The sequence below is a fragment of the Sinorhizobium terangae genome (assembly GCF_009601505.1).
Taxonomy (GTDB): Bacteria; Pseudomonadota; Alphaproteobacteria; order Rhizobiales; family Rhizobiaceae; genus Sinorhizobium; species Sinorhizobium terangae.
This window is the reverse complement of sequence record NZ_WITC01000061.1, coordinates 1-18995: the sequence shown is the minus strand read 5'-3', so window position 1 is coordinate 18995 and position 18995 is coordinate 1. Positions and strand designations below refer to the sequence as shown.

The 18995-nt window shown below is 62.6% G+C and carries 17 protein-coding genes; 10 read left to right on the top strand and 7 right to left on the bottom strand.

Annotated features, from left to right (window positions below):
* Positions 1-21: 21 nt before the first annotated feature.
* The 6 genes from GHK62_RS16480 (at position 22) to GHK62_RS16455 (ending at position 5399) form a co-directional block, all read left to right on the top strand.
* Positions 22-915 carry a carbohydrate kinase family protein gene (locus GHK62_RS16480; protein ID WP_234886933.1) on the top strand — a complete coding sequence of 298 codons (894 nt, stop codon included), beginning with the start codon at positions 22-24 and terminating at the stop codon, positions 913-915.
* Between the two features lie 33 nt (positions 916-948).
* Complete coding sequence (locus GHK62_RS16475; protein WP_153440235.1) at positions 949-2214, top strand: ABC transporter substrate-binding protein; 1266 nt, start codon at positions 949-951, stop codon at positions 2212-2214.
* A 143-nt stretch (positions 2215-2357) separates the two neighbouring features.
* On the top strand, positions 2358-2504 hold the full coding sequence (locus GHK62_RS16470; protein WP_153440234.1) for a hypothetical protein: 147 nt from the start codon (positions 2358-2360) through the stop codon (positions 2502-2504).
* Positions 2505-2515: 11 nt separating this feature from the next.
* Positions 2516-3625, top strand: coding sequence for an ABC transporter ATP-binding protein (locus tag GHK62_RS16465; protein ID WP_153440233.1), 1110 nt, complete (start codon positions 2516-2518; stop codon positions 3623-3625).
* Complete coding sequence (locus GHK62_RS16460) at positions 3622-4515, top strand: carbohydrate ABC transporter permease (RefSeq protein ID WP_184108468.1); 894 nt, start codon at positions 3622-3624, stop codon at positions 4513-4515. The genes GHK62_RS16465 and GHK62_RS16460 overlap by 4 nt, the downstream gene beginning before the upstream one ends.
* Entirely contained in the window at positions 4512-5399 is an 888-nt protein-coding gene (locus tag GHK62_RS16455) for a carbohydrate ABC transporter permease (protein ID WP_184108467.1), read from the top strand. The genes GHK62_RS16460 and GHK62_RS16455 overlap by 4 nt, the downstream gene beginning before the upstream one ends.
* 70 nt (positions 5400-5469) lie before the next feature.
* On the opposite strand, the gene GHK62_RS34330 is transcribed toward GHK62_RS16455, so the two are convergent.
* Positions 5470-5841 (bottom strand): DUF2735 domain-containing protein, encoded by a 372-nt coding sequence (locus GHK62_RS34330; protein WP_234886924.1) that lies wholly within the window; start codon positions 5839-5841, stop codon positions 5470-5472.
* Positions 5842-6187: 346 nt separating this feature from the next.
* On the opposite strand from GHK62_RS34330, the gene GHK62_RS16445 reads away from it, so the two are divergent.
* Positions 6188-7228 carry a glutamine synthetase beta-grasp domain-containing protein gene (locus GHK62_RS16445; RefSeq protein ID WP_153440231.1) on the top strand — a complete coding sequence of 347 codons (1041 nt, stop codon included), beginning with the start codon at positions 6188-6190 and terminating at the stop codon, positions 7226-7228.
* A 123-nt stretch (positions 7229-7351) separates the two neighbouring features.
* Here the strand turns inward: GHK62_RS16445 and GHK62_RS16440 are convergent, their stop codons facing one another.
* Positions 7352-8125 (bottom strand): TIGR01458 family HAD-type hydrolase, encoded by a 774-nt coding sequence (locus GHK62_RS16440; protein WP_153440230.1) that lies wholly within the window; start codon positions 8123-8125, stop codon positions 7352-7354.
* Positions 8126-8340: 215 nt separating this feature from the next.
* Between GHK62_RS16440 and GHK62_RS16435 the strand changes: the two genes are divergently transcribed.
* The gene (locus GHK62_RS16435; protein WP_153440229.1) at positions 8341-11931 is read left to right on the top strand and encodes a FecR domain-containing protein; all 3591 of its coding nucleotides are present in this window, start codon (positions 8341-8343) and stop codon (positions 11929-11931) included.
* 51 nt (positions 11932-11982) lie between these two features.
* Here the strand turns inward: GHK62_RS16435 and GHK62_RS16430 are convergent, their stop codons facing one another.
* The 5 genes from GHK62_RS16430 to GHK62_RS16410 all read right to left on the bottom strand — a co-directional run bounded on the left by GHK62_RS16430 (position 11983) and on the right by GHK62_RS16410 (position 16641).
* The gene (locus tag GHK62_RS16430) at positions 11983-12153 is read right to left on the bottom strand and encodes a hypothetical protein (protein ID WP_153440228.1); all 171 of its coding nucleotides are present in this window, start codon (positions 12151-12153) and stop codon (positions 11983-11985) included.
* A gap of 212 nt (positions 12154-12365) precedes the next feature.
* Positions 12366-13883, bottom strand: a complete 1518-nt coding sequence (locus GHK62_RS16425; RefSeq protein WP_153440227.1) for a tripartite tricarboxylate transporter permease — start codon at positions 13881-13883, stop codon at positions 12366-12368.
* Positions 13884-13897: 14 nt separating this feature from the next.
* Positions 13898-14392 (bottom strand): tripartite tricarboxylate transporter TctB family protein, encoded by a 495-nt coding sequence (locus tag GHK62_RS16420; protein WP_153440226.1) that lies wholly within the window; start codon positions 14390-14392, stop codon positions 13898-13900.
* Complete coding sequence (locus GHK62_RS16415) at positions 14389-15333, bottom strand: Bug family tripartite tricarboxylate transporter substrate binding protein (RefSeq protein ID WP_153440225.1); 945 nt, start codon at positions 15331-15333, stop codon at positions 14389-14391. The genes GHK62_RS16420 and GHK62_RS16415 overlap by 4 nt, the downstream gene beginning before the upstream one ends.
* 240 nt (positions 15334-15573) lie before the next feature.
* Positions 15574-16641 (bottom strand): ABC transporter substrate-binding protein, encoded by a 1068-nt coding sequence (locus GHK62_RS16410; protein WP_153440224.1) that lies wholly within the window; start codon positions 16639-16641, stop codon positions 15574-15576.
* Between the two features lie 178 nt (positions 16642-16819).
* Here GHK62_RS16410 and GHK62_RS16405 point away from each other — a divergent pair, with 178 nt between their 5' ends.
* Both GHK62_RS16405 and GHK62_RS16400 read left to right on the top strand, forming a co-directional pair.
* Positions 16820-17497 carry a response regulator gene (locus tag GHK62_RS16405; protein WP_153440223.1) on the top strand — a complete coding sequence of 226 codons (678 nt, stop codon included), beginning with the start codon at positions 16820-16822 and terminating at the stop codon, positions 17495-17497.
* Positions 17494-18873 carry a sensor histidine kinase gene (locus GHK62_RS16400; protein WP_153440222.1) on the top strand — a complete coding sequence of 460 codons (1380 nt, stop codon included), beginning with the start codon at positions 17494-17496 and terminating at the stop codon, positions 18871-18873. Before GHK62_RS16405 ends, GHK62_RS16400 begins: the two co-directional genes overlap by 4 nt.
* The last annotated feature ends 122 nt before the right edge of the window (positions 18874-18995 follow it).

Here is an 18995-nt window from a genome sequence, read left to right as displayed (position 1 = left end):
CCCGGCTCCCGCTGCGACGTGATGGTGGTCGGAGAATACTACTTCGACCTGATCTTTCGCGGTCTCCCGGATGTGCCGAAGGTCAGTGCCGACCTCTGGGCCGAAGAGTTCGAGTGGGTGCCGGGCGCTGCCTATTCGACCGCGCTGGCACTTGCCCGCCTTGGCACCAGAGCGGGGTGGTGGTGCACCTTCGGCAACGACATCTTCAGTCGCATGATCATCGATGAGGCACGGCGGGAGAATATCGACGACGGCCTCTTCATTCATCTCGACAAACCGTTGCGCCGGGTGAGCGCGGCATTTTCGTTCGCGCATGACCGCGGCTTCATCAGTTATGCCGAGCAGCCGGACCCGCTGCCGAAGCCGGAGGATCTCGAGCGCCTCAGGCCGCGCATTCTTCTGCTTCAGGGGTTCTCGCTCGACGAGGAGCGGCGCGCGCTCATCCAGGCGGCGCGTGATCTCGGCATCATGGTCTGCTCCGACTTGCAGCACGTGGACTACACGCTTTCGACGCCCGGCATCGAAGAGATGCTGAGTTTGATTGACGTCTTCCTGCCGAATTCCTCCGAAGCGAAGGCGTTGACGGGCGAGGATGACGTCGAGCGCGCGCTCGCCTCGATCGCCCGCTTCTGCCCGACCGTCGTCGTCAAATGCGGCGCCGACGGCGCCATCGCCATGTCGAAGGGAGAGATCTGCCGCGTGCCGGCGCTCGCCGTCGACGTGTTCGACACGACCGGGGCTGGCGACTGCTTCAACGCGGGCTTCGTCCACGGGCTGCTCACTGAGCCGGAATTGCGCGGCGCGATCGAAATTGCCGTCATCTGTGGATCGCTTGCGGTGACCGGGTATGGCGGCCGCAATCTGCCTTTTCAAAAAGATCTTACGAAATATCGGCGGCGGGAGGCCGCGATATAGCGACGTTCACAAGAGAACGAATGAGGGAACGACATGAAACACAAACTGAAAATGCTGGCCGGCATGGCCGTGGTGACCATCGCATCCTCACTTCCGGCAAATGCCGAAACGGTCTCGATGTTCTGCTCCGCGACCGACTACGAATTGTGTGAAAAGGCAGTCGCCAAGTGGTCGGAGAAGACCGGCAACGAGGTGAAGCTCAACCGGATGCCGCAGAACCTCGATGATGCGATCCCGATCTACCAGCAGCTCTTTGCCGCCCAATCGTCGGACATCGACGTGCTCTATATCGACGTCATCTGGCTCGGCATGTTCAAGGATCATCTGCTCGACGTCACATCGATGATCCCGGAGGACGAGGTGAAGGCGCATTTTGCGTCCGCGACAGACGCCGCGCGCCTCGACGGCAAGCTTCTGGCGATGCCCTTCTATATCGACACCGGGCTGATGTTCTATCGCAAGGACCTGCTCGAAAAATACGGCAAAGAGCCGCCGAAGACCTGGGATGAAATGACGGCGACCGCGAAGGAGATCCAGGACGCGGAGCGCAAGGCCGGAAACCCGGACATGTGGGGCTATGCCTGGCAGGGCCGCAGCTATGAGGGCCTGACCTGCGACGCGCTGGAATGGATCGCCTCGGCCGGCGGCGGCACGATCATTTCCGACAACGGCGAGGTCACCATCAACAGCCCCGTGACGGAAGCGGCGCTGACCCGTGCGCGCGGCTGGATCGGCACGATTTCGCCCGAGGGCGTGCTCAACTACGACGAGGAAAATTCACGAACCCTTTTTGAAAGTGGCAATGCCGTGTTCCACCGCAACTGGCCCTATGTCTGGGGCACGTCGCAGGCGGAAGGCGGCAAGCTCGTCGGCAAGGTCGGCGTCTCCGCTCTGCCGCTCGGTGCGGAAGGGCAGAAGTCGAGCGGAACGCTCGGCACGGCCTATCTCGGGGTCTCCAAATATTCCGAGAAGCAGGAGCTTGCGACGGACCTGCTGCGCTACATGGTCGGCTTCGAGGACCAGAAGATGCGTGCCATCGAAGGCGGCTACAATCCGACCGTCGCGGCGCTTTACGAGGATGCCGACGTGCTGGCGAAAATCCCCTTCCTCGGCATGGCAAAGACGGCCTTCGAGGAGTCGGTTGCCCGTCCCTCCGCTGCCACCGGCAAGAACTACAATCGCATTTCCCGCACGTTCTACCGGGCCGTTCATGACATCATCTCCGGCAAGGACGATGTGGCCAAGGAACTTGCCGATCTGGAACGACGCCTGCAGCGCGACGTGAGAGCCGGCGAATGATCAAAGCGGCACCTCCGAGGGGATCCTGCGGAGGTGCCTTTTTGCAAATTTGCGGTTCGACGCGACGCGTTTCCGATGGTGAAGCGACGAGGTGCCGGCGCAAGGGATAGTGTCGGGCTCAGGACGATCAGCGAGGCGCGCAAGTGCAGGCTACATTTGAGGGGCGGCAGCAGGAAGCGCTGAGGCGCAGAGTGACGGCTGGCAACTTTGACGCCGACTGGTCCGCGGCCATCGTGCTCGAATGCAGCGACAGAGACATCCTGGCCGACCGCGCCGCGGCGGGCCTTTGAAGGACAGCGTAATGGCTTCAGTCACCTTGAAAAACGTCAGCAAGAGCTTCGGCGCCTACGATGTCATCCGGTCGATCGATCTGGAAATTGAGGACGGCGAGTTCATGGTGTTCGTCGGCCCGTCGGGTTGTGGGAAGTCGACGCTTTTGCGCCTGATCGCCGGGCTTGTCCCGGTTTGCGAAGGCGACGTGTTCATCGGTGGCGAGCAGGTGACCGACGTGCCGGCGTCGAAGCGCGGGCTTGCCTTCGTCTTCCAGTCATATGCGCTCTACCCGCATATGAACGTGTCGCGCAATATCAGCTTCGCGCTCGAAACCGCGCGCCTAGGCAAGGACGAAATCCGCCGCCGCGTGACCAAGGTCGCGGAGATGCTGAAAATCAGCCATCTGCTCGATCGGCGTCCGCGTCAGCTTTCCGGCGGCCAGCGGCAGCGCGTGGCGATCGGCCGCGCGCTTGTCGGCCAGCCCGAGGTTTTCCTTTTCGACGAACCGCTGTCCAATCTCGACGCCGATCTGCGCATGGAAATGCGCTTCGAGATCGCAAAGCTGCATGCCGACGTGAAGACGACGATGATCTATGTGACGCATGACCAGACCGAGGCGATGACGCTCGCCGATCGGATCGTCATCCTCAATTGGGGGCGGATAGAACAGGTCGGCCGGCCGAGGGAGCTTTACGACCGGCCAGCAAACAGGTTCGTTGCCGGTTTTCTCGGTAGTCCGCGCATGAACTTCGCGCCGCTCGACCGCGCCGCCTCGTCGGGCGGCGTGCTCCGGGGCGTCGGCGGTTTTTATCATGCCACTGAGTTTGCCGGCGCCGACATCCCCGTCGAGATCGGACTCAGGCCCGAAGCCCTCAAGCTGGTCAGCGCCGAGACCAAGGGCACGATCCGCGGAACGTTCGAGCGCATGGAAGACCTCGGCTACGAATATGTCTGCTATGTGCGGCTCAGCGAGACGCTGGTCTGGACGGTACGCTCGACCGGAAGCCCGCCTGCATTCGCAGAGGGCGAGGTGGTCGGCCTCGGCTGGCAGCCCGAAAATCTCTATCTCTTCGGCGAAGACGGGAGACGGATCGAGCACGACGGCGCCGTACAACTGGCATCGGGAGCTTCGCTGTGAGTGCGGCCGAGAGGATGCAACGGCAGCAGAACCGAACCGCGTGGCTGTTTCTGCTGCCACTGATAATCGCGCTCTTTGGTGTCGCCATCTGGCCGCTCGCGCGCAGCATCTTCTTTTCCTTCACGGACGCCTTTCTCGATGCGCCGGCGAACTACGGCTTTGTCGGGATCGACAATTTCATAGCCGTCGCCGAAGATCCGGTATTCTGGCGCGCGGTCAAGAACACGCTGTTTTTCACCGTCATATCCGTCGGCCTGGAGACGCTTCTGGGGCTGGCGATCGCGCTTTTGCTCCACCGGGCTTTCGTCGGCCGGGGCATCGTCAGGGCTGCCATTCTCGTTCCCTGGGCGATGCCCATGGTCGTCTCGACACGGATATGGGAGTGGATGCTCAACGACCAGTTCGGCCTCGTCAACGAGCTGCTCGTGACGCTGGGCCTCGTCGAGAAGGGCATCGCCTGGACGGCCGAACCCTCGCTCATCCTCTATACCGTGATCTTCATCGATGTCTGGGTGACGACGCCGTTCATGGTGCTGCTTATCCTCGCCGGGCTCCAGTTGATTCCGGAGGAGATTTACGAGGCCGCGGAAGTTTCCGGCGTGCCGCACTGGAAGCGCTTCTGGTCGATAACGCTGCCGCTCGCGACACCCGCGATCGGCGTTGCGATGCTGTTTCGCACGCTCGATGCGCTCAGGATGTTCGACCTCAGCTATGTGCTTGCCGCCAACAACGAAAACACCATGACGATGTCGATCTATGCACGCGACCAGCTGATCAGCTTCCAGGACCTCGGCCTCGGCTCGGCGGCCTCGACCTGGGTGTTCATGATCATCGGGCTGATCGCGATCGTCATTGTTGGCGCCCTGCGCCTCGATCGGACGACAGGGTGACGATAATGGCAATGACGACGACTGCCCCTGCAAGACGCTATTCCAACAGCACCTATCGCACGATCCGGCGTGTGAGGACTTTCGGTCTCTATGTCGGCGTGGCGGCCGTACTCGTCTACATGCTATTCCCCTATTACTGGGCGATCGTATCGTCCACGAAATCCGGCCAGGCGCTCTATCAGTTCAGTCTCCTGCCATCGCCGGACTTCAGCAACTATTGGCAGCTGTTCCACAACCCCGTGTTCATGGGCGCGCTCGTCAACTCTGGCCTCGTCGCTTTCGCGAGCACGATGATCTCGCTGGTGATCGGCATTCTCGCGGCCTATGCGCTCGGGCGGCTGCATTTTTCGCCAGGCCGGATTATTTTGATCGCCGTCCTGATGATCTCGATTTTCCCGCAGGTGGTCGTGCTCTCGGGAATGTTCGAGGTGATCGGCTGGCTTGGGCTCTATAACCGCCCGTCGGCACTCATCGTTTCCTATCTTATCCTTACGCTGCCGTTCACCACCTGGATCCTGACGAGCTTCATCCGCGATCTGCCGACGGAGCTGGAGGAGGCGGCGCTCATCGACGGTTGTTCGCGGCTGAGGGTCCTGACGCATGTGCTGCTGCCGCTGATGGGGCCCGCGATTGCCAGCACCGGGCTGCTCTCGTTCATTCTGGCGTGGAACGAATTCCTCTTCGCGCTCACCTTTATCCTGACCGACGAGAACCGGACCGTGCCGGTTGCGATCGGCCTGCTTACCGGCAGCAGCCGCTACGAATATCCGTTCGGCCAGATCATGGCCGCGTCGGTGACCGTCACGTTGCCGCTGTTGGTGCTGGTACTGATTTTCCAGCGCAAGATCGTCGCTGGCCTGACGTCGGGTGCCGTCAAAGGGTAGTCGTGTCGGCGACAAGCGGGCATCGCCCGCAATTCATGCAGATGATCAAAAAATAGGCGTTGCGTTCGCGCTAATTCATTTTGCCCGGAATGCCCGGATGCTCTTCGGCTTCGGCGCGAACGGCCTCTTCGTGGTACCAGCAACCGTCTATTGCGGCCGCGCAAACCTCCTGCGCACCGGGTCCCGGCTTCTCTTCCCGGCGATTCTCCACCCTTTTGAAGGGTTTCACGGGGAAAGGATAAATCGTCGCCGACCTGCGGTATAAACTCTCGGCCATCGTCTGGTCTCCCTTGAGTTCTGTCAGGGAGCATAGCGCATCGCATCCGGTTTGCACATGGTTTGCGCGAAATGATGAAAACGCAATCAATTGCGTGCCGTATTTGTGGGCACGCGCTTTCGCGCGATGAAAATTTAGACGGCGTCGTCGCAATTTTACGGCCATGCACTCCAATCCCATGTTGATCCCGGGGTCCCGGTGTACGCGTTTTTGACGGCATCGTTTGGCGCGGCGGGTGAGTTGCCTGTTGCGGGGCGGAGCCTGTACCGCAATCAACTAACCGGTTGACTCTATTGCAACGTTCGAGCGGCACCAGCGGCGGGTGGATGGTTTGCGCGCACGGACGAGGAACCGGCAGCCAGTCAATTATTCCGCTATCGGCGGGCCGTAATGGCCGAACTGGCACGCAAAATGCTTGAGCAGTTCCGGATCCCTTGGCGGTCGGCGCTTGAAGCGTGTCGGTCCGTCAGGATTGCTCAAAGCCTCGCAACCACGTTATGAGAGATTCGCAATGACAAAGTATAAGCTCGAGTATATCTGGCTCGACGGCTACACCCCGGTCCCGAACCTGCGCGGAAAGACGCAGATCAAGGAATTCGATGCATTCCCGACGCTCGAGCAGCTCCCGCTCTGGGGATTCGATGGCAGCTCGACGATGCAGGCCGAAGGCCGCAGCTCCGACTGCGTGCTGAAGCCGGTCGCGGTCTATCCGGACCCGGTTCGCACCAACGGCGTACTGGTCATGTGCGAAGTCATGATGCCGGACGGCAAGACCCCGCACCCGTCGAACAGCCGCGCGACGATCCTCGACGACGAGGGCGCCTGGTTCGGTTTCGAGCAGGAATACTTCTTCTATAAGAACGGCCGCCCGCTCGGCTTCCCGGAGCAGGGCTATCCGGCACCGCAGGGCCCTTACTACACCGGCGTCGGTTACAAGAACGTCGGCGACATCGCACGCCAGATCGTCGAAGATCATCTCGACATCTGCCTGGCTGCCGGCATCAACCATGAAGGTATCAATGCCGAAGTCGCCAAGGGCCAGTGGGAATTCCAGATCTTCGGCAAGGGCTCCAAGAAGGCCGCCGACGAAGTCTGGCTGGCTCGCTACCTGCTGCAGCGCCTGACGGAAAAGTACGGCATCGACATCGAGTGGCACTGCAAGCCGCTCGGCGACACCGACTGGAACGGTTCGGGAATGCACTGCAACTTCTCGACCGCCTACATGCGCGAAGTCGGCGGCAAGGAGTATTTCGAAGCGCTGATGGCTGCCTTCGAGAAGAACCTGCACGAGCACATCGCCGTCTACGGCCCCGACAACCACATGCGCCTGACCGGCAAGCATGAGACGGCACCGTGGAACAAGTTCAGCTACGGCGTTGCCGACCGCGGTGCATCGATCCGCGTTCCGCACAGCTTCGTCAACAACGGCTATCGCGGCTATCTCGAAGATCGGCGCCCGAACTCCCAAGGCTGCCCCTACCAGATCGCTTCGCAGGTGCTGAAGACCATCTCGACCGTTCCGACCGAAGGCAGCGTCGCGAAAGTCGCATAAACACTCCCCGCGGCGCCGACGCGAATGTCGGCGCCGTGTCCCTTTTCCTGGTCTGTACGATCCTCCCGGGAATTCGCGGACGCCGATGGCTGTTGCCACCGTCAGCGGCTCCCATTCCCGCCTTCACCGTTTGCTTGCGTCGATGACCCAGTCGACCGCTTCGGAAATATCGCGAACCGTCGCCGTCGGTGCGGGCTCGAAACGCTTCTCGTCGCCTTCGCGGTACTTGCCAGTGCGCACCAGCAGGGCGTGCGCCAAGCCTGCCGCCAGCGCGCCCGCCACATCTGTTTCGGCGTCGTCACCCACCATGACGGCTTGAGCGTCCGCACAACTCATCGTCGCGAGCGCAGACCGAAAGAAGGCCTGCGACGGCTTGCCGAGCACGATCGCGCTCTTCTGACTGGCGAATTCCAGTCCGATTACGAAGGCTCCGGCGTCGAGGCTGAGTTTTCCATCGGCATCCTTGAAAGTCCGGTTTGGGGCGAGCGCCAGCAATTCCGCGCCGGCAATCAATTCACGAAACGCCGTGTTGAGCGTCCGGTAATCGAAAGCCTCGCCCGCGTCACCGACAACGACGGCCTTCGGCAGACCGCTTCTCAGATCGTCGAATTCCTGCACGAGATTGGGATGGACAAGCAGATGCGGCGATCGGCCATGTTCGGCAAGCCATTGGCGCGCTGCCTCAGCCGGCGTGAAGACTTCGTCTGCTGTCACGGAAAGGCCCAGCCGGGCAAGCCGGTCAAGAACGGCTGACTTCGTCGAGCGGGTGGTGTTGCTGACGAAGCGGATGGGAAGACCGGCGTCGCGCAGGCGCAGAACCGCCTCCGTCGCGCCAGGCACAGCCACGTCGCCGTCATAGATGACGCCAGCGAGATCCAGAAGCACACCGCTGATCATCGTCGCAGGATGACACGGAGGCGCGCGGGGTCAAGTTCGCAAGCTGTGTGGCTCCCGACGGTGCGTTGGGGCTCATTGTCGTAAAGCGGCGATCTTGCCACTATCCGCGCGTTTCCGCGCGCATTTTCTTGTGGCATTTCGAGCCACCAGAAATTGACTTCGGTTCCATGTCGCACGCATAGTGCGGTGGGGATCAGGGGATCAGCAAAGTCACCATGCGCAAACTGAAATTCGCGGTTGCCGCGTTCGCGGTGCTGGGAAGCGTGTTGCCGTCGGCAGCCGAGGTGTTTTCGCGCGCGTCGTCTCCAGAGGGCTCGGTCATTGCGCGCAAGTCCGGCGAGGAAATTCGCTTCATTGAGGTGGATGACTGGCGCACGGTAGAGGTCAACCAGGACCTTCTTGCCGGCGATGTGCTCCGCACCAATGCAACCGGCAGCTTGGCGCTTTTGTTTGCCGACGACACGCAGATGCGCATGGGGCGCAACACGACACTGCTCATTAAGAAGATAGGTGAAAACTCCGACGGCGAACTCAGCCTTCAATCCGGCGTCGTCTGGGCGCGTGCCAAGCGTGGCGGCAGCGGACTGACCATCGACACGCCGGCGGCAACCGCGGCCATTCGCGGCACGGATTGGACTCTTCGGATCACCGGTAACGGCGATACGACGCTCTCCGTGCTCGAGGGCAGAGTGGAGCTCAAGAACGCCCAAGGATCGGTAACCGTCAATCAGGGCGAGGGCGCGTTTGCAGCAATTGGACAGGCACCGCGCAAATACATCCTCGTCAATCTGGAGGAGCGCGAGCAGATCCTGCTATACACCGAACTGCGCGGCGCTTTTGCCACTCTGCCGCTGAGTGGGGTGGGCGGTCGCGAGACGCGTGCCAGGCGTGATGCCATTTTGGCCATCGCGCCCGCGCAGCGAAGCAGCGAGGACTGGGTTGCGCTCGCCGAAGCAATGCTTTCGAGCGATGGGCGCGCGGCCGCAAAGGATGCGCTTGCGCATCTCCGCCGCCCTTTGCCGGCCGGGCTGGAGGCGCGGGCGAAACTCGTCGAAGCGATGATTGCGGGACAGGAGCTGCACTACGCCGAGGCAAGCCGCTTGTTTGCTGCCGCCATGCCGCACCTGCCGCGCAACCGCCGGGCGGCCGCAGCCTTCGGCCGATGGTTTGCGAGCGCCCTGGAACATCCGGATCGAGAGACGCCACCGCCGGCGACCAGCGCCTATGCCGACGACCCGGTGGCTGTGATGGCACGCGCCACCGCCGCCGCCCACATCCTTGGACAGGCGGAAGCGATAAAAATCCTGAAGGCGGCCGAAGAGCGCTTCCCGAACGATGCGCGACTGCCGGCGATGCGGGCCGATCTCGCTTTCCAGCTCGATCGTCGAGACGAGGTGAGGGAGGCTCTTGCCCGCGCCAAAGCAATCGATCCGGAGGAGCCAGCCTATCTCCTCGCAAACGCGCGCTTCCGTGCAACCGTATCCAGCGATCTCGACGGCGCGCTCGCGGATCTGAAGCGTGCGACCAAGATCGCGCCCGGTGACGATGCCGCCTGGAACGAGCTGGGCATCGTTCAAAGCGATCGCAGCGCGATCAGAGAGGCGGATGCTGCCCATCGCCGCGCGATCGAGCTGAACCCGGAAAATGCGGCGCTCCATGCAAACTACGCGCGCTTCCTGATGGACAACGACCAGATCGCGGCGGCCAAGGCCGCGATCGACAGAGCCGAGGCGCTGGACCCCCGTTCCTACGCTGTTCTCGCGGCCAAGGGGCGTTATCTCTTGCGGATCGGCAGGACCGAGGAAGGCGAGAAGGCGCTGCTCGAAGCTTCCGCCGTCAACCCGACCTACGGGGACAGCCTTATAGGCCTGGCGATTGGCAGCTACCAGTTGGGTGCCGACGAGGAGGCGGCTCAGGCGCTCGACAACGCGGATAGATTCGATCCGGATAATCCGTCGATCCCCTTGATCCGCTCCGGCATCGCCCTTGACCAGTACCGCGCCGACGAAGCGATTGTGGAGGCCCGCGAGGCCCTGCGCCGTCGGCAGGCGCGTGGCGGCTACTATGGCGGCTACGATGCCAACCGCCAGGTTTCCTCCTTCCTGGGAATTGCGCTCGACAATGTTGGCCTGAACGAGTGGAGTCAATACTACGCAGATCGTTCCTACGATCCCTTCAGATCAACTACCTATCTCGATGAGGCTGCGGCGGGCCGGGTCAGTCCATTCGAAGGATTCGCACCGCTGCTTTCTCCAAGCGAGCGCACACAGGCAGGAGGTTCCACCGTTTCCTCTAACCTGCAGGCCGTTCTGCTTGATCCGCTTGCGGTCGCGTCGCCGACGATCCGCAATTCACTCGAACGAACCAGCTTTTTCGAAGCCGCCATCGGCGGCGGCCTGATCATGCAGGAGGGCGAGCTTGGCTGGAAGAGCGATGTCCTTGTGCAGGGTACGAGCTACGCGTCGCTGCCGATCAGCTACTATCTTCAGGCGGAGGCACTGCGGCCCGATAGTCCGCGCACGAACGATCGCGATGACATCACCGGCGCGACATTCGCCGTCGGAATGCATCCGACCTTGGAGGACAATGTCTACCTGTTCGGAGATATGATAGATCTCGACACCGGCTTTCCGGGGCAGACGTGGTCGCCGACGCCGTTCGACACGAGAGAAACTCGATCCTCCAACCTTGGGATCGGCTGGAGTCACACGTTTGGCGAGCGCAATCTTCTGCAGGCGTTCGGCGTCATCGGCGACACGGACGTAGACCAGAGCATCGATTTGGTGGACCGCATCGGCCCGTATCGCGTTGAGCAAGAAACGGAAGAGGAAACTGCGACGATCGGCGTAAGCCATCTGTATGGAATCGGACCCGTCACCCTTCGCTATGGGGCCGAGACCGGTCGGTTTACTACGCGCGATTCGGCAGTCTATACGGATCTGCTCACTGGAGGGGTGTTCTTCGTCGATCGGTTTTCCGACGAAGGCAATGCAACGCGGGTCTACACCGACGCCACATGGGACGTGTCGGAAGATCTCCAGTTCCAGGGTGGCGTTTATGGGAATTGGTTGGAAGATGTGGCCGACGACTGCCCGTGCGTCGATCCGCGCATCGGCGTTGCCTGGTCGCCCGTGGAAAATCACTGGCTCCGCGCGTTCTATCGCGAAGACACGCAGTTTTCATCACGCTACACGCTTGCCCCGGTCTCGACAGTAGGGCTCACGCCTCTCGACCTGCCTTTGTTCATCGGGGGCAACGTGAAAACCGCGGCACTGCGTTGGGAAGCCGAATGGTCGGAACGCTTCTTCACCTCGGTCGAGTACCAACATCAGCGCTTTGACGGCCTCTCCCTGGACATCCCTGAGTTGCTCGGCAGCTTCGACACGACGAGTGGTGAAATCGATCGTGTCCATGTCAGCGCAAACTATTGGATTGGCGATGGGCTGGGTGCCTTTGGTTCGTTCACCTGGAACCATAGTGTCGATCTGACACCTGGGAGCGGGGGAGAATTCGCCGTACCGCTTGTGCCGGATTATCGTGGGCAAGTGGGGCTGACGGTCGTACATCCTTCGCGCGTCAGGGCGACGGTGGCGCAGACATTTGTCGGGGAGCGAGTCGGTGCGCCCTTCGGCATTGATTTGGAATCATATACGACCACCGATGCCGCGATCACCTGGGAGTCTCCAAGCGGCCATCTGGAAGTCGGTTTGCAGTTGCTGAACGCATTCGACAATGACTTCGACCTGGCTCTCGGTATTCCCGGCCCGGGCCGCACGGTCCTCGGCTCCGTCAGGGCAAAATTTTAGCGGTCTCAAACGAGACCGCTCCAAGATCGTACTTGTGTCTGCCGGCGCGCGTTAGCCGCGCCGCATATCCGGGAAGTTCGCCGGGTCGATGCCGAGGGTGCGCAGGTCGCGCGCGTTCGGGCGGCGGTGGCCTTCGACGGCGGCGGCGGCAGCGTTCGCAGCACCGAGAACGGCGAAGGCGCGGCCAATGAAACCCATGCGGTTTTTGCTGGTGGCAGTCATCTCTTTGCTCGCTTTCGTTTTCTATCCGATGAGCAAAAGATGGGTCCGAGTGGGTATTTTTGCAATGCACAAAAGCTCACCCCAGCCATGCAGCGCAAGCAAGACCGCGATGAGGGGAGCGCTTTTAAAGATTGGGGAAGAAAAAAGTGGAGCGGAAAGAGGGCTGCCCCTCCCTCTTCCCGCTCCGTGAACCGCCTTGGGAGGCGAAAGGGTCAGTCCTCGCTGGCGGCGAGTTGTGCCAAGACCTGGCCGCGCCCACGCGCTCTCAGAATGAGCGGTACGATAAGGGCGAGGGCCGCGATCACCAGAAGCACGGCCGCGATCGGCGAGGTGAAGAGCACGGTGAAGTCACCCTGGCTGATCGAAAGCGCCCGGCGCAGTTGTTGTTCGGCGAGAGGCCCGAGGATCAGGCCGACCACGACCGGGGCGATCGGGTAGCCGAAGACGCGCATGACGTAACCTAGCAGTCCGAAGGCGAGCAGCATGCCGAGCTCGAATACCGACGGGTTGGCGCCGATGGTGCCGAGCGTCGCGAACAGAAGAATGCCCGCGTAAAGCCACGGCTTCGGGATGGTCAGGAGCTTCACCCAGAGACCAATCAGCGGCAGGTTCAGGACCAGCAGCATGAAGTTGGCGATCAGAAGGCTCGCGATCAGACCCCAGACGAGCTGCGGGTTGGTGGCAAACAGCAGCGGTCCGGGCTGGAGGCCATATTGCTGGAAGCCGGCCAGCATGATTGCCGCCGTCGCCGTCGTCGGCAGGCCGAGGGTGAGCAGCGGCACCAGCGTGCCGGCGGCCGAGGCGTTGTTGGCCGCTTCCGGTCCGGCCACGCCTTCGATCGCGCCATTGCCGAACTCTTCCGGATGTTTGGTCAGGCGCTTCTCAGCCGCATAGGAGAGGAAGGTGCCGATTTCGGCGCCGCCTGCTGGCATCGCCCCGATCGGGAAGCCGATGACAGTGCCGCGAAGCCAGGGCTTCCAAGAGCGTGCCCAGTCCATCGCGCTCATCCAGACCGAGCCCTTGACGGCTTCGACCTTGTCCGGGCCGCGATCGCCCTGGGCAGCGATGTAAAGGGTTTCTCCGATCGCGAACATGGCGACCGCAAGCGTCGTCACCTCGATACCGTCGAGCAGATCTGGCACGCCGAAGGAAAGGCGCGTCTGGCCGGTCAACTGGTCGATGCCGATGCAGGCGAGGGTGAGGCCAACGAAAAGCGAGGTCAGGCCGCGAAGCGTCGAGTCTCCAAAGGCGGACGAAACCGTGACGAAGGCCAGCACCATCAGCGCGAAATATTCGCGCGGACCGAAGACCAGCGCGAGCTTGACGATATAGGGGGCGATGAAGGCGAGCGCCAGGGTCGCGATGAGACCGGCGACGAAGGAGCCGATCGCAGCGGTCGCCAATGCCGGGCCGCCGCGTCCGGCGCGCGCCATCTTGTTGCCCTCGAGTGCGGTGACGATCGACGAGCTTTCGCCCGGCGTGTTGAGCAGGATCGAGGTGGTCGAGCCGCCATACATGCCGCCATAATAGATGCCGGCGAACATGATGAGCGAGCCGCCCGGATCGAGCCTGTAGGTGACGGGCAAGAGGAGCGCGACCGTGAGCGCCGGCCCGATCCCGGGCAGAACGCCGACGGCGGTGCCGAGCGTCACGCCGATGAGAGCGTAGAGCAGGTTCATCGGCTGGGCGGCGACGAGCAGCCCCTGGAGCAGGAAGTCGAAAGTAGCCATAGTCGTCGGCCCCCTCAGAAGAACAGGCGTTCAAGCGGCCCTGCGGGCAGCGACAGTTGCAGGAGCTTGGCGAAGATCACCCAGACGATGAAGCTGAAGGCAATTCCAACCGGAATTGTGAGCCACAGCTTGCGCTTGCCGAAGCCGCGTGCAGTCAGGCCGAAGAGAATGCCGGTTGCGATCGAAAAGCCGAGCGTGTTCAAGAGCAGCATCTGGGCGGCCAGCCCACCGACGATCCAGAATACGGGGCCGAACTCCTGGTGCTCTCGCTCGTGACCGAAGTCGCCCCTCACTGCTTCGACGGCGGTCCAGATTGCGAGGCCGATGAGACAGCAGGCGATCACATAGGGAACCGTCGTCGGGCCGATCTGTGAATAGCCGGCGAGCCCGGCCAGGCGCGAAACGTCCCAGAAGATCAGGCCGGCGATGAGCGCCAGAACGACGGCGATGATGAGCGCCGCCCTGTCAGGGCGGCGCGTTTCGACGGAAGGGTGATTTCCCCTGTTCATTTGACCAGTCCGATGTCCTTGAGGACAGTTTCGGTTGCGGAAACGTCCTTCGCGAGCTGCTCGTTGAAGGCGTCGCCGGCGAGGTAGGTGTCCTGCCAGCCCTTCGTCTTCAGGACTTCCTGCCAGCCTGCGGACTTGGCGAGCTTTTCGATGTCGGCGGAAACGGCTGCCTTCTGCTCATCGGTGAGGCCGGGAGCGGCTGCGACCATGCGCCAGTTTTCAACCACGACGTCGACACCGGATTCCTTCAGCGTCGGTGCATCGATGCCTGGGAGGCGTTCGGCGCTTGAGACCGCAAGAAGGCGGAGCGTCCCAGCCTTCACCTGCGATTCGAATTCGCCATAGCCGGAAATGCCTGCGGTCACCTGGCTGCCCAGGATGGCGGCGAGCGCTTCACCACCGCCGGAATAGGCGATGTAGTTGATCTTCGTCGGATCGACGCCGGCCGCCTTGGCAATCAGGCCGACGGCGATGTGGTCGGTGCCGCCAGCGGAGCCGCCAGCCCAGGAGACGGCGCCCGGATCCTTCTTCAGCGCCTCGACGAGGTCGCCCATAGTCTTGATCTCGGAAGCGGCCGGGACGACGATCGCTTCATACTCGCCGGTAAGACGGGCGATCGGCGTCACGTCCTTGAGGGTCACGGGCGAATTGTTGGTGAGGATGGCGCCCACCATGACGTAGCCGCCGACGAGGAGGGCGTTCGGGTTGCCCTTCTGCTGGCTGGCGAACTGTGCAAGCCCGATGGTGCCGCCGGCGCCGGGAACGTTTTGCACCTGGACATTGCCGGAAATGCCTTCCTGCTGCATGACGGTCTGCAGCGAACGGGCCGTCTGGTCCCAGCCGCCGCCGGGGTTGGCCGGCGCGATGATCGTATAGTCGGCGGCATATGCCGGAAGCGCCAGGGCGCCAACGAGAATGGATGCCAGGAAGAAGTGTTTCAAGGTCGGTCCTCCGTAGGGCGCGTTCAATCGCGCGTGCGTTGATTATCGTCGCGTACGGGAGAAACGCGTGGCTGGTTTTTTGCGCGCCAGCCGCTGACCGTGGTGGTGATTTCCTCCCGAAGCGCTGCTGACGGCCCGCCTCCACGGATCATCAGCGATCCCTAAGCCACCATAGAAAGCTGACATTAACCTGACATCAAGTCGGCATTGCGTAAATGGTTTGTTCTGCCTGCCGAAATTTCAGTGGAGCCTCAGCACCTCGTTCCAGCGCGCGATCAGGCGGGCGCGCTTGACCTGGTCGAGATAGACCATCAGCCCCGGGCTGACCGGAACGGGCCGCAATTGCCCGCCGAGCATCTCCTGCATGGTGTTGGCAGTGTTCTCGCCCGCGACATCCGGGCTGACGGCCGGGATCTGCAGTTCGCGCGCCATGATGGTCTGGCCTTCCTTCGACATGAAGAATTCGAGATACCGGCGGCCGAGGTCAGGAGAGGCGGCCGCCTGTGGCACCAGCCCGATGCGCGACATCACCACTGTATAGTCCTTTGGAAGCACGATCCCGACATCGGGATGGCGCGAGGCCCAGTCGGCGGCATAGGATCCGAGGATATTGTAGCCCAGAACGAACCGGCCATCGGCGACCCGTTCGACGATCGCCTGGCTGGTCGAATAGAGTTTTACGCCCGCGGACCCCATCGCCTGGATGACGCTCCAGATGTCGCCGAACTGCTCCTGGTCGCGCGACATGAAGAGGAAACCGACGCCCGAGCGCTCGATATCATAGGTGCCGATCCGGCCGAAGACGGCGCTGCCCTTCCGCTTCAGATAGTCGACGAATTCCGCGCGTGTTGCAGGCGGCGGCTCGGTCTTGAAGCTTGGCTTATGGTAGACGAAGACGGCCGGTTCGAAGGTCAGTGCATAGGCGGTGTTGCGCCAGTTCGCCCAGACCGGCCAGCGGCCGCTCATCGGCAGGTCGCTGCGTTGCGCATAGCCGTCGTTGCTGAGCTTGACCTGCAGGTCCATGGCCGAGGAGAAGGCGAAGTCAGCCGTCTTCTGGCCAGCATCCGTCTCCTTGACGATCCGGTCGTAGATCTCGCCCGTCAGCATATCCTCGTAGCGAACCGCTACGTCCGGATTGGCCTTCTGAAAGCCGAGGATCATCGGCCTCGCGAGCGGTTCGTCGAGCGAGGAGTAGACCACCAGAACCGCGGCCTTGTCGTCTCCGGAGAGGGCCGGGAAGAATACGGGCGCCGAATGCGACAACCCGGGAAGAAGGAGACAGAGAAGCAGGGAGATCAGGTATCGCATAATTCCACAATGCCTTACAGCGCCGCGCGTCGGTTCAGACACGCAAGAGACGCCGTAACAGCTTGAAGTGCTGCATGTTTTTCTCCCTAAATCAATTGCGATTTAGGGAATTATGCAGTAGCCGCCTGCCGTTCACAAGCGAGCTTGCGGCCGATAAAATGCTCGGGGGAGAGCGACATTGCGAATCTTGCTCGTTGAAGACAATCAGGCCCTGGCGGAGGGCCTATCCGCGATCCTGCGCGGAAGCGGTTACGCGGTCGACGTCGTCAGCGACGGTGCCTCGGCGCATGCCGTTGCCGCTGCGGAAAGCTTCGATCTGGTAATCCTCGATCTGAACCTGCCGGAAATGGATGGCCTCGACGTGCTGCGTGCCATGCGGGCTCGACAGAACCGGGCGGCGGTCCTGATCCTGACTGCGCGCGGCACCCCGGAGGAGCGGGTGAAGGGTCTCGACCTCGGCGCCGATGATTACATGATCAAGCCTTTCGACATCAGCGAGTTCGAGGCGCGGGTGCGGGTGCTGCTGCGCCGTCAGGCAGGACTGCGGGCATCGGTCGTCAGCTATGGCAACGTCACACTGGACCTGACGGCACGCAGCTTTTCTGCAGGCGGTGTACCGATCGAAATTCCCGCCCGGGAGCTCGGGCTGCTCGAACTTCTGTTCATGCGCGCCGGCAAGGTCGTCGCCAAGGAGGCGATCGTCCAGTCGCTCACCGGCCTCGATGACGATCTCAGCCCCAATGCGATCGAGCAATATGTGAGCAGGCTCCGCAAGCGCTTGGCGCCGTACGGCCTGACAGTGCGCACCGCGCGCGGCATCGGCTATTACCTCGACAAGACGGCCAGCCCCGAATGAGGACGGTCGTCTATTCGCTGCGGCGCAGGCTGCTCGGCTGGCTCCTGATCTCCACCGCCGTGATCGGCGTGGTGGCGCTGACCGACACATACCGGGAGGCGGTCAAGACGGCGAACGTCGTCTCGGACCGCGTGCTTGCCGGTTCGGCGCTCGCGATCGCCGAGCGCGTTGTCGTCGCCGAGGACGGCTCGCTTCAGGTCGACATTCCCTACGTCGCGCTGGAGATGCTGACGTCGGCAGCGCAGGACCGGGTCTTCTACCGGGTGGACGGGCCGCCTGGCCAATTCATCACCGGCTACCAGACGCTGCCCTCGCTGAGCGAGGGTCAGGACCAGTCGGCAACGTTCGGCGATGCCGTCTTCCGCGGTGAACGCATTCGCATTGCGGCACTCCGGCGTTCCGCCTCGACCGGAGTCAGTTCTGTTCCCTTCGTCGTCACTGTTGCCGAAACGACGATCGCGAGGCGGCAGCTGACGCAGACGATCCTTCTGCGCTCGGCCCTGCGCTTGGGCATGATGATCGCCGGCGCGGCCATGATCGTCTGGATCGCCGTCACCTTTTCGCTGAGACCACTGTATCGGCTTGGCGACGCTATTGCCGAACGCAGCCCCGACGACCTCCATCCGATCGGCGAGCGGGTGCCGAGCGAGGTTCAGGGCCTGGTCGACACCGTCAACTCGTTCATGGTGCGGCTGCAATCGGCCCTCGACGCGCTGCGCCATTTTACCGGCAATGCTAGCCATCAGTTGCGAACGCCGCTCGCGATCATCCGCACGCAGCTGGCGCTCGCGCAAAGAGCGGGTTCGCTCGAAGAGACGAAGGCGGCCGCGCGCAAGGCGGATGAAGCGGTGGCGAATGCAGAGCGCATTCTCGCGCAACTGCTGCTGATGGCGAAAATCGACGCGGCGGGCAAGGACGAGGCGCGCGGTTTGGAGCGCATCGAACTTGCCGGACTCGCGCGTGAGATCACCGCCGATCACGTGCCGGCGGCCGGCGAAGCCGGCATCGACCTCGGCTTCGCCGGCGAAGGTGAACATTGGATCCGCGCCGAGCCGTTGCTCGTCGGCGAACTTCTGAAGAACCTTATCGGGAACGCGCTTCTTTATGCCGGGCGGGGCGCCGAGGTCACGGTGCGCGTCGAAGGGCGCGACGATGCCGTCGTGCTCGAAGTCGAGGACAATGGACCGGGAATCCGGCCGGAATTGCGCGAAGCGGTGCTCAAGCGTTTCCGGCGCGGTGGCGACGAGGCGCCGGGCACCGGGCTCGGCCTGCCGATCGTCGAGGAGATCGCCACGCTTTACGGCGGGACGACGCGCCTGGAGGACGGCGAGGGCGGGCGCGGATTGAAAGTCGTGGTGGCGTTTCCGGCGGGGTGAGGAGAGGAAGGCAGCAGGGGCATCTGATCCGATCGTTGCTCAAGGGCGCGTAGGAGAACTGCCGGTGGCCCATCCCCCTCTGCCCTGCCGGGCATCTCCCCCACAAGGGGGGAGATTGGCAA